Source organism: Halomonas sp. AOP22-C1-8 (genome assembly GCF_052378905.1).
GTDB classification, from domain to species: Bacteria; Pseudomonadota; Gammaproteobacteria; order Pseudomonadales; family Halomonadaceae; genus Vreelandella; species Vreelandella citrativorans.
This window is the reverse complement of record NZ_JBQSYD010000050.1, coordinates 1-8,736: the sequence shown is the minus strand read 5'-3', so window position 1 is coordinate 8,736 and position 8,736 is coordinate 1. Positions and strand designations below refer to the sequence as shown.

The 8,736-nt window shown below is 49.8% G+C and carries 10 protein-coding genes and 1 pseudogene; all 11 read right to left on the bottom strand.

Annotation, left to right across the window (positions count from 1 at the left end):
• Positions 1-831, bottom strand: an 831-nt coding sequence (gene rho / locus ACT3TY_RS17560) for a transcription termination factor Rho (RefSeq protein ID WP_444629052.1), incomplete at its 3' end; no start/stop codon positions are given.
• A gap of 309 nt (positions 832-1,140) precedes the next feature.
• Positions 1,141-2,067 carry a 5'-nucleotidase gene (locus ACT3TY_RS17555; RefSeq protein ID WP_441680057.1) on the bottom strand — a complete coding sequence of 309 codons (927 nt, stop codon included), beginning with the start codon at positions 2,065-2,067 and terminating at the stop codon, positions 1,141-1,143.
• A 71-nt stretch (positions 2,068-2,138) separates the two neighbouring features.
• The gene (locus ACT3TY_RS17550) at positions 2,139-3,092 is read right to left on the bottom strand and encodes a hypothetical protein (protein ID WP_441680059.1); all 954 of its coding nucleotides are present in this window, start codon (positions 3,090-3,092) and stop codon (positions 2,139-2,141) included.
• A 32-nt stretch (positions 3,093-3,124) separates the two neighbouring features.
• Entirely contained in the window at positions 3,125-3,595 is a 471-nt protein-coding gene (locus tag ACT3TY_RS17545) for a GNAT family N-acetyltransferase (protein ID WP_441680061.1), read from the bottom strand.
• 108 nt (positions 3,596-3,703) lie between these two features.
• A complete protein-coding gene (locus ACT3TY_RS17540; protein WP_441680062.1) occupies positions 3,704-3,922 on the bottom strand; it encodes a DUF6500 family protein in 219 nt (72 codons plus the stop codon).
• 132 nt (positions 3,923-4,054) lie between these two features.
• Positions 4,055-4,360: a hypothetical protein gene (locus ACT3TY_RS17535; protein ID WP_441680064.1), complete on the bottom strand. Its 306-nt coding sequence runs from the start codon at positions 4,358-4,360 to the stop codon at positions 4,055-4,057.
• Positions 4,361-4,455: 95 nt separating this feature from the next.
• Positions 4,456-4,953, bottom strand: coding sequence for a hypothetical protein (locus ACT3TY_RS17530; protein ID WP_441680066.1), 498 nt, complete (start codon positions 4,951-4,953; stop codon positions 4,456-4,458).
• A 330-nt stretch (positions 4,954-5,283) separates the two neighbouring features.
• Complete coding sequence (locus ACT3TY_RS17525) at positions 5,284-6,435, bottom strand: IS91 family transposase (RefSeq protein WP_444629051.1); 1,152 nt, start codon at positions 6,433-6,435, stop codon at positions 5,284-5,286.
• Positions 6,428-7,285, bottom strand: a complete 858-nt coding sequence (locus ACT3TY_RS17520; RefSeq protein WP_444629050.1) for a tyrosine-type recombinase/integrase — start codon at positions 7,283-7,285, stop codon at positions 6,428-6,430. The genes ACT3TY_RS17525 and ACT3TY_RS17520 overlap by 8 nt, the downstream gene beginning before the upstream one ends.
• A 614-nt stretch (positions 7,286-7,899) precedes the next feature.
• Positions 7,900-8,133 (bottom strand): annotated as a pseudogene (locus ACT3TY_RS17515) (YtoQ family protein); the annotation flags it as partial.
• A gap of 66 nt (positions 8,134-8,199) precedes the next feature.
• Positions 8,200-8,601: a bleomycin resistance protein gene (locus tag ACT3TY_RS17510; RefSeq protein ID WP_444629049.1), complete on the bottom strand. Its 402-nt coding sequence runs from the start codon at positions 8,599-8,601 to the stop codon at positions 8,200-8,202.
• Positions 8,602-8,736 lie beyond the last annotated feature (135 nt).

Genomic DNA, 8,736 nt, shown 5'->3' with positions numbered 1-8,736 from the left:
TTTTTCAATGTCTTTTGCATCAATCAAAAGCTCTTCGCGCCGGGTACTGCTTTTGGCAATATCTATCGCTGGGAAGATGCGTTGATTGGCCACCTCGCGTGACAGCACGATCTCCATATTACCCGTGCCCTTAAACTCCTCGAAAATCACCTGATCCATACGGCTTCCCGTATCCACCAGCACGGCGGCCAGAATCGTGAGCGACCCGCCGTTTTCGATCTTCCTCGCGGCGCCGAACAGTTTCCGTGGTATTTCCATCGCCCGGCTATCCAGCCCACCCGACATGGTACGGCCATTGCCCCGCTGCTCGGCATTATGAACGCGTGAGAGCCTCGTCAAAGAATCGATCACGATCATTACATCGTGCCCTTCACCCGCTTGCTTGCGCGCTGTTTTAAGGAGCTTATCGGCCATACGCACATGGTGTGTGTAGGTTTCATCTGAAGAGGATGCATGTACCTCTGCCGACACGCTGCGTTTGAAGTCCGTCACCTCTTCAGGGCGCTCGTCGATCAGCAAGGCGTACAATTTTATGTCCGGGTGCGCCTCCGCCACGGCTTGGCAGATATGTTTCAACAGCGTCGTCTTGCCGGAGCCTGGGGGTGCCACGATCAAGCCACGCTGGCCCATGCCGATGGGCGTGATCAAATCCATCGCTCGTACGCTGCGCTGGCTGGAACCCGCTTCTAAATAAATGCGTGGGGAAGGATGAATAGCGACGCCATTTAAAAAACGCTTTTCGGGGTCATCGGGGTATTGATCTTCAACGTCATCAGAGGGCTTGGCCTCTTGCTGCCTTTTGACCTTCAAGCTTAGTGTTTTTCTCGTCATAAGATTGGTGGATCGCCTTGGGTAAGCAGGGGTTATAGAGTACTGAATTTATCAAATAGCTGCATCATAGACAGCCGAGCAGTCGCACCGTTGCTGCTCTGAGCATGGAAAACGGATAAGTCTAGCTTGTGCTCAATCAGAAAATACACCGCGTACTCAAAGGTACTGGGTTGGAACTTGGACTTAGTAGTTGATCACCACTATGGGGACTGATCGTAATTATAAGACTAGAAGCGCGTCATGTTGGCCACTCCTAGTCTGTTTTTCGATCTTACCAAAACTTAGGCGGCAGATTACTCTGAGGCCGACCTAGGCTTGATTAGTAACACCAAACGGAATGTGGACAGATGGAACAACAGCACTCGCAGACTTAAGATGAGCGGACTGATCATCGAAGAATATGTGAGGCTTGAGTACACCTAAGATTCTGCCTTTTTCAATACCGCCAAGAAAAAATGCGTCATTGGCCATTATGCCCCAACTCTTCAAAGTTTTTAGGGCTCGTTCGTGCGATGGCGCGTTACGAGCCGTGACGATAGAAACGCGAATTCGATTCTCATAGTCAGGGTTCTGCTTCTTATACGACTCTTCGGCTGACTGGATTTTTGAAATGCGAACCAAGAACTCCTTAAGCGGCCCCGGATTATGGGGCTGCATGACGTTCTTGACCTCATGATCATGGAAGGCCGTGAGGCCGGACGCCTGCATTACTGTCTCGGACTCGTCTCCCGCAAGGACTCCATCGAAGTCGAACGCAATGCGAAGTGTCTTGTCGTTCTCATCATCGTCAAACTTTGAATCGAGAACCTGTCCAGCAGGATGCTCTAAGCTAATAGCAGCTTCAATATCAGGTTTATGACCGGATAGAAACAAGGCAATATTGAGTGCTGGAATGTACTCATACGGGGAACGCCCCTGCATGAATATCGCTCTAGTCATTCCTAATCCATAGTGTTCAATGGTTTTCATGACACGTAACCCAGTGTCTGGATCATTACGTGAAAGTAATACCACTTCAACCAGTGGATCGGATGAATCGAGGTCGTTTAGCGCAAGAAGACGCTTGATAAATGGGTAGGCGATGCCCTTAGGTAGCGGGACGTCTAGGTTCTTCTCTTGATATTTTCGGTACTCCTCTTCGCCATCACTCCGGAAAACTGCGTCGGATTCACTAAGGTCAAAAACCGCGCTTGATGCAACCCCAATAACTAGTCTGTTTTCAAGCTCGTATGGCATTAATTTCCTTCCTTATGTTGTCGCTGTCGCATAATACTTAACTCAGCGAGCGTCGCAGGCGTCCGTTGCAGTTATTTGTTATATTTATTTGGCAAGGGGCAGTCATAGTTGATATCAATCATATCCAAATTTGTGATCGAAAAATTAGCATACTTTACCCCTTTCATAGATTCATTTTCTTCCGGTTTTCCATAGATAAAGACAAAAGCGGTTGGTTTTTCTTTCTGAACGATCTTCTCCAACCGTGTAGTTACAAGTTTTTTAACCTTATAGCTATCAATTAGACGATCACCCACCATTACTGTAGTTATAAAGCCCTCTTCTGACTTTTTGAAGTTCTTTTTAAACTTAACCTGGTAACCATAACCAGAAGATAGCCTATTGACATATGCCCATCCGTAATAGATAACAGGATAATCTGGAAGCACTTCTAAGTCTTGCTCCCAAATACATTTGAATATGCTTTTATAGTGGACATCCCGGCCTTTAATATTTACTCGCCTATGCTCCAGTGAACCATCTTTCTTATAGCGTATATAACGACTTACAACAGACCTAACAGAATATATATTCCCAATACTGCCATTCTCTCTGAGACCAATATCCTTATGGCGCTTTATAAACTGAGGCTTTTTGACGGCCTTTTTATTTGGAAATTTACTTGCCTTTGGCTCATCGTAATAGGAGGCGGGTCTTTCCAGAAGAAACACATCAACGATAGATTCATCAACAGAGCGCCTCTCTTCTTTAACTAAAACTCCATCCTCGTATCGCAAGTCGAGGGGAACATTGTTAAAAATTTCGCAAGATTTACTGTGCGAACCGTAAATTCTAAAATGAGGAACCACTTTCATGTCTTGAACATCTTCGTCCAAGTTCGCACAGGTGACTTGAGCAGCACAATCAGACCCAGGGCATAGAAACTTCTTTTTATCTGTAATCAATCCCGACCAATAGAGATCATAGGCTCTATCAGGATCAAGATAATCATCAGCCTCAATGCTATAAGCTATATCTAACGGCAAAGTCTAATCTCCCTATGAATATAACGCCGCAATCACGCGCTTGTCGCGTGCATTGCCTTGTTAAGTTTGATTTCCATAGGCTGATAAGCCAAACCTGCCGACTCATCTGCTTCGCCTTTGCACTCAAATCCGTACTTTTCATACGCGGGAACTGAAGACAGGGACGCGCTGACCGTGACAGTTTCAACCTTCGCATACTTCAGGGCTGATGAAAGCAGCTTCCTACCAATACCTTTCTTCTGGCGTTCAGGGCTAATAAAAAGCATTGCAACGTGGCGACCTTCCTTGAGCTCGATTACGCCTTCGATTTTTCCATCAATTTCTGCGACCAGCATCAAGTTGTCGCTCTTCATTCTGTCAAGAAAGGCATTACTCGCAGCAATTTTCGAAAAGGTTGAAATCCCTTCCGCAGACAATGTGCCTGCAACTGACTGCAGAAACGAAGCCATGCAAATTGCAGTTACAGCTTCAAGGTCCTTCTCTTCCATTTCCCTGACTAACACCGAAATCTCCTAAGAACTTAACGCCCAAGCACAGCAGCACGAACGTAGTGAGTGTCCGGCGCCGCAGGCGCGCACTGATGCGACTTGTTATGTGATTTGCAGGTACAGCTAAACACCAGAATTCACCATATCTCTGATTTTCACCGCCTTTTCGAAATGATCTAATTTGTGAGTTTCAATCCACCACCGCGCTGCCTCCATAAGAACCTCCGGCTGGTCATTTCTATTTTTGAAGAAAGCGTAAAAGGACAGCCCGACTCCCGGCCCTTTCTGGGCGATTTTGTGATCGCATACTTCTACAATTTTATCTCTAAGCTCTTGCCTCAAAGCAGTATTCCTATGCTGGATTGATCACATAACGCCGAAGCACAGCGGCGACCTTGGAGTGGCGACGAAGGAGCCACGTAAAGGGCGTCCGGCGGCCTTCGGTCGCGAACTGCTGCGACTTGTTATACAAAACTACCACTCGAACTTGATCGATACCGTGTCACCATCAAGAGCTTTGTAATAGACCTTCGCACCTTGCTCGTGTGTAGTCTGCTCTAGTCTATGTAGTGCTGCTCGGACACTACCATCTATGGCCAGTACTGCTTTGACCTTTGCCAAATCGGTATCGCTCAAAATAGAGGGAGGGTACTCAGTCCAATCTTCGGGAGCCTCACTATCAGCGAAAATAGTGTTGGATTTATTAGCTTCAAATTCGATGTCTTGCTTGCTCTGAACCACTTGCCTGATGACTTGGCAGTTCTGCCCCTCAAATTTCATGGTACCCCCCTATTTTGTATAACGCCGCCATAAACGGCGGGAGTTTACGAGCGTCCGGTGACCGTAGGGAGCGAATTTAATGGCCTTGTTAAACATTAGCCGATGATAGAACCAGCGGCTGCACCTAGCACAGAAACAACAACTGGGTGAGTTAAAAATTTAGATAGCAAGGACTTGGCCTCTTCCTTTTCTGCTGGCGAAGCAGATGAAGACTCAATTTTCTTTACTAGAGCCTCAAAGGAATTAACTACGCTCTGAGAGTTGAAGTCGCCGATTTGAATTGATTGGGCGTTATTTATGTGAAAGTTCTGAACTGGTTTATGCTCCACAGGGGCGCCTCCTTTCTTGAATTTAATCTGATAGTGCGGCCCCATTCTTCCGACACCCGTATTGTAGAATGTTGCATCGGTTACAAAGCTGCGCTCATCTTTTCCGTTAGGCAATAAACGCAGAATACTATCGCCTTCTTCAACATCTGCCTTGGGATCATCAATGATGATAGTGCTGCCTGCAAACATTGCTTTATAAGGCCCCAAAACATCACCATTAGGTTTTTCAACCCTTGCATCCTCTCTTTTATTCATCAGGCTCACGATGTTCTCCTTGTATGTTTAACAGTGAAGCATTTATTCGCCGTGCGGAGCATGGCGCATAAATGCCTGTTGGACTAAGGCGCGTCCATCAGGCGGCTATTTAATAGGGGATTGTATTGACGGGCATGTGGCCGGAGGCAACAAACCGTGCATAGGCATGTCTGTGGTAACGCGCTCTAGTGGTGAGATTCGCCATCATTTCAGTGCCCCCGAACCTAAGTTAACCCAATGTAGCGCGCTTGATGGCTAAAATCCATCACCGAGACGAACGTAGCCGCGACCCGCGAGTGGGCCGGTTAGCCTAGTCCGTTGTCGTCGTATGGCGTTACATCATGCTCGATAGCGTTGCTCCTTGTGGTTAGGCGGCTGATCATGGATGGGCCGCTGGGGAGTGAGCGTCCCGATCATCCGCAATGTCGGCTGCCGACAGTGTGGACAGGTGTAGGTTGGCTCCACATCGCTGGCGGCTGTACCGACATTTGGGGCTTGCTCAACAACCGCTAGCGCTTGGCGGATCCGCGCCAGTCGTTGCCGACGGCAGCGATTGGCCAGAAAACCGTAGTGACGCACCCGCATCAGTCCCTTGGGCAGGACATGGAGCAAGAAGCGGCGCACGAACTCCTCGCCATTGAGGGTGAGTGACTTGTGCCGGTCGTGGTCGCGATAGTCCTTGTAGCGTAGGGTCACCTGATGGTCATCGACAGCGAGGATGCGCGCGTTGCTGATGGCGATCTGGCGCGTGTAGCGCGCCAGGTAGCGAACCACCGCATGGGTGTGTTCAAGGCAGTCCTTGCTGTAAACCACCCATTCAGTGGCCATCAGCGTGTTAAGTTGAGCATCGACATCACCGGGCCGGGTGACCCGGTGGAGATCGCCTGCATTGGCGGCTTTGCGCAGAGCACTCACCATGTGCCCGCGAAAGTGGCGTGACAGGGCCCGCACAGGGAACAAGTAGTTGCTATGTGCCCCACGCCAACGACCATCGCCACTCAAGGCACCGCCTGGAACCAAACAGTGCAGATGCACATGCTGGCTCAGGTTCTGGCCCCAGGTGTGAAGCACAGCGATCATCCCCATTTCGCCGTCAAGGCGCTTGGGATCTCGTCCAAACGTGCGCAGCGTTTGCCAAGCACTCTGGAACAGTAACCGGTGAATCACCTCGGGATGAAGCTGAACCCAGCCATTAAGGCTGTGCGGCAGCGTGAACACGACGTGGTAATAGCGCACTGGCAGGATATTGGCTTGCTGACGCTCGGCCCATTGTTCCATGGCGCGGCCTTGACACTGTGGACAGTGACGGTCGCGACAGCCGAAGTAGTGTGGCTGGATGTGAGCGCAGTCGGCGCACTGCAAGACCATTCCGCCCATCGCCTCCGTTCGGCAGGCCAGCAGATGGCTACACACCCGTTGCCGTTGACGATCAAGACCGGTTGGATCGAGAAAGCGGGTCAGCGCCTGTTGCAAGGTAGCGGCCTTAGTCATGGCTCACCTCCAAGGCGGCCACCAGGTCAATATGACACTGATCTCCCCCTTGCTGGCTCGGTAGCCAGTGTAGATAGCGCATCGTCGACTGGAGGTTACGGTGGCCCAGTAGTCGCTGGAGCTGATGGACGGGCAGGCCCTGCTCCAAAACATGGGTGGCATAGGCATGGCGCAGACTATGGATGCCACCCACCCGCTCGACCCCGGCCAAGCGCTTGGCTTGGGTAAAGGCCTTCTGCGGCGCACTGGTGTGCAGTGCTTGGCCGGGAAACAGGGCACTCGGAAAGAGCCATGTCGGTGGCCGGTAAGCGCGCCAGTAATCGCGCAAGCGATCAAGCAGGGTCTTCGGTAGTAGCACCATACGATCCTTGCCGCCTTTGCCCTGCGTCACACGGAGTTGGTAACGCTGGCTGTCGATGTCACTGACTCGCAGGTGGCAGACCTCGGCCACACGCAATCCGCAGCCGTAGCACAGTTCAAGCATCATGCGATGCTTCGCGTTTTGACAGGCGGCCAGGATCCGCCGAACCTCGTCGCGAGTCAGCAGTTCTGGAATCCGCTGCGGTTTTTTGGGGACGGTGAGCGGCACATCAAACGACGGCCACTGCAACACGTGCAAGTACAGGAACCGTACGCCGTGCAGGTAGACACGGCAACTGGCGGCGGACAAACCGCGCTCCTGAACCAGGTGATTAAAGAAGTGTTGCAGGTCGTCGGTACTCAACGTGTCTGGCGGACGGTGGAAATAACGTGCCAGATCAGTGACCACCATCAGGTAGGTGTTGTGGGTACGTTGCGCAAAGCCACGCTGACGCATGGCCGCGATCATCTTCTGTCGCAAGGCAGTCATCGTCGTCACTCCTGTTGTTTGACCCACGTGGGTCAATCAACAGTGTGGCCCGATGAGGCGAAAAACGTGGTTCGTCGACAGCTACCGCGAAGCGGTTTAGTTCAACAGTGATTATATAGCCAGCGGCATAACCTCAATGAACGCGCCAGCGCGTTCATTGAGGTTATCTAGCCGACCACACCAAATCTACCTCATTGATTTTATTGCTAGCAAAGAAAATTTTGGCTGCTTATCCAAAATTCGCATGACCGCTCGTTTTGCTCTATTCAATCATACTTTATTGGTAAATTTTGCTTAGGTCACGTGGAAATTTGATGGCCATATGCAGCCATAGGATTTGCTGGGGCTTTGATCCAAGTAGCGTGATCATCGCGCTTAAGCGGGCTCCCACAAAACCGGGTGGGGTCTGGTGTGGTGGCTTATCCTGGGCAGCTACGCTGCCTTCGCGGGTGCCTTATTGGCTCGTACCTCGCCAAACGTTACGCCACGCTACTTGTGATGATTCTTGGGGCGGGGCCTTTCGCGCACTGAAGCGGGCTCCCACAAAACCAACCTTTAGCAGCCCCAACAAAGAGGGCTGCAGGCCAAGTCGGCCTGCAAAGTGGTGGCTTGCGTTAGGCTTTGAGCACGTACTTGAGGGTTTCAACGACCTGCTCGGTGGTGGTGCTCCAGGCCTGCGCACCGGCGTCCACTTCTTTCAGCGGGTGAACAATATCCTCAGAGTGCAGTGTGATGTAGGGCTTGGCGAGTGCGGAGCAGTAGCCCGCATCAAACGCAGCGTTCCACTGCTTATACTTATCGCCGAAGCGTACCACGACTAAATCGCTTTGCTCGATCAGCGTGCGGGTGCAAGCGGAAATAGCACGCGTTTAGAATCGCTCTTAAACGCTTTGTTATTTTATTTTAATCCAAGGTTAATCTTCGCAGAACCTGAATAAATAACCGTCGGGCACCTGAACAATAAATTGCTTTTGCGTTACGAACTCATTGCCAACTTGGTAATTTTTTGACTCTAAAGCAAGGTAAATTGAATCTGGAGACTTAACAATAACTTCTGAATAGAGTTTATCAATATTTAAAACATCCCATTGAAAGTTAATACCACGACCAAAAGGGGTATTAAGCTCACCTGTTATCCACCTTCGACTATCGCCTGACAATCCTTCCAGCATTAAATCAACACCATCGCGAGAAAGGTACGCAAAGTGTTCATCTGGCCGCTCGTACTTGATTGTAAAACCCAAGACTTGGGTGAAATAAGACATGCTTTCAGCAATATCTGTACAATAAATCTCCGGAACTACTTTAAAACTCATATATTTCCATATTCATATAGCGGTGATTATTTTCTATATAACAGTTGGTTATTATTCATCACGCCTATTATTCAAATGCAAAATGGGCTTAATCTTTTCAACCATACTTTATTCAAAGTATATCTTCAGCCACGT